Annotated in this window: 2 protein-coding genes; both read right to left on the bottom strand. The window is 61.4% G+C overall.

Going from position 1 to position 1,357, the window contains the following annotated elements:
* Positions 1-83: 83 nt before the first annotated feature.
* A complete protein-coding gene (locus QZ269_RS13100; RefSeq protein WP_291427138.1) occupies positions 84-830 on the bottom strand; it encodes a basic amino acid ABC transporter substrate-binding protein in 747 nt (248 codons plus the stop codon).
* Positions 831-917: 87 nt separating this feature from the next.
* Positions 918-1,357: transporter substrate-binding domain-containing protein (locus tag QZ269_RS13095; protein WP_291427137.1), on the bottom strand; the 440-nt coding region annotated here is incomplete at its 5' end.

Genomic DNA, 1,357 nt, shown 5'->3' with positions numbered 1-1,357 from the left:
CGACCAGATCAGTCCGAAGTCCATAGCTCAGCCAACCTTGATTTGCCGGACCCTGACCTGCCGGGCCTTCATTCGCGCGGGCTTCATTTGTTCAGCCACTTCTTGCGCAGCGCCCCGAGTTCGCCGCTCTTACGCAGTTCGATGATGGCGGCGTCCATGCGGCTCAGCAGGTCGCCGCAGTCCTTACGCACGGCCATGGCCTTGGCGTTCTTGTTCAGCACGCCGGTAATCCGCAGGTCGGGGTAGGTCTTGGTAAAGCGCTCGGCCACCACCCGGTCGATCAGCATGCTGTCGATCTGCTGGGTCTGCACGGCAATCGCCGCGTCGGTGAACTGGTTGAGGGCCTTGACGTTCGCGCCCTTGATGCCCTGCGCCACCTTTTCCTGAATGGTGCCCAGTTCCACGCCAATGCTCTTGCCGTTCAGGGCCGCCGGGCTGTTGTACTCGGGGTGTTCCTTGCGGGCCAGAATGACGTTTTCCGAGTTGTCGTAGGGCAGCGTGAAGCTCACAGCCTTTTTGCGCTCGGCAGTGACGGTCATCCCGGCGGCGATCACGTCGATCTTTCTGGAAATCAGCGCTGCGATCAAGCCGTCGAACGGCTGGTTGACCCAGTTGACCTTGACGCCCAGTTTTTTGCCGATGGCGTTCACGAGGTCGGGGTCGAGACCGATGATCTGGTTGTTGGTGTCCAGCGACTCGAAGGGGGGGTAACCAGGATTGGTGCCGACCGTCAGCCCGTTTTTCTTGATGTCGGCCATACAGCCCTGGGCCTGGGCAGAGGCGGAAACGGCAAACAGACAGGCGGCAGTCAGCAGGGCAGCTTTTTTCATACGTCCTCCGGGGTGAATATGTCGCAGCATAGTCGGTGGGTAGAGCAGCACCGGGACCCACGCTACGGCCCCGGTGCGCGGCCCGGTTTACTTACTGAGCCACTTCTTGCTGATGGCTGGCAGTTCGCCGCTCTTGCGCAGCTGAATGACCGCCGCATTGATGCGGTTGACGAGGTCGCCGCAGTCCTTACGCACGGCCAGGGCCTTTTCGTTCTTGCTGAGCATGCCGGTGATGCGCAGGTCGGGGTAGGTCTTGACGAACTGCTCGCCCACCACACGGTCAATGACGATGCTGTCGATCTGGCGGGTCTGGAGGGCCACGGCGGCGTCGGTGTAGAGGTTGAAGGACTTGACGTTCGCACCCTTGATGCCCTGCGCCAGCTTTTCCTGGGTCGAGCCGATCTGTGCGCCCACGCTCTTGCCGCTCAGTTTGGCCGCCGTGGAGTAGCCCAGGTTTTCCTTGCGGGCCATGATCACGTTTTCCGAGTTGTCGTAGGGCAGCGTGAAGTTCACGGCCTTCTTGCGCT

The sequence above is a fragment of the Deinococcus sp. genome (assembly GCF_018260405.1).
Classification (GTDB): domain Bacteria; phylum Deinococcota; class Deinococci; order Deinococcales; family Deinococcaceae; genus Deinococcus.
This window is presented reverse-complemented; position numbering and strand designations above follow the sequence as displayed.

Bases quoted from the DNA above. Each gene is read 5' to 3' on its own strand.
- QZ269_RS13100 (WP_291427138.1), bottom strand. From the start codon at position 830: ATGAAAAAAGCTGCCCTGCTGACTGCCGCCTGTCTGTTTGCCGTTTCC.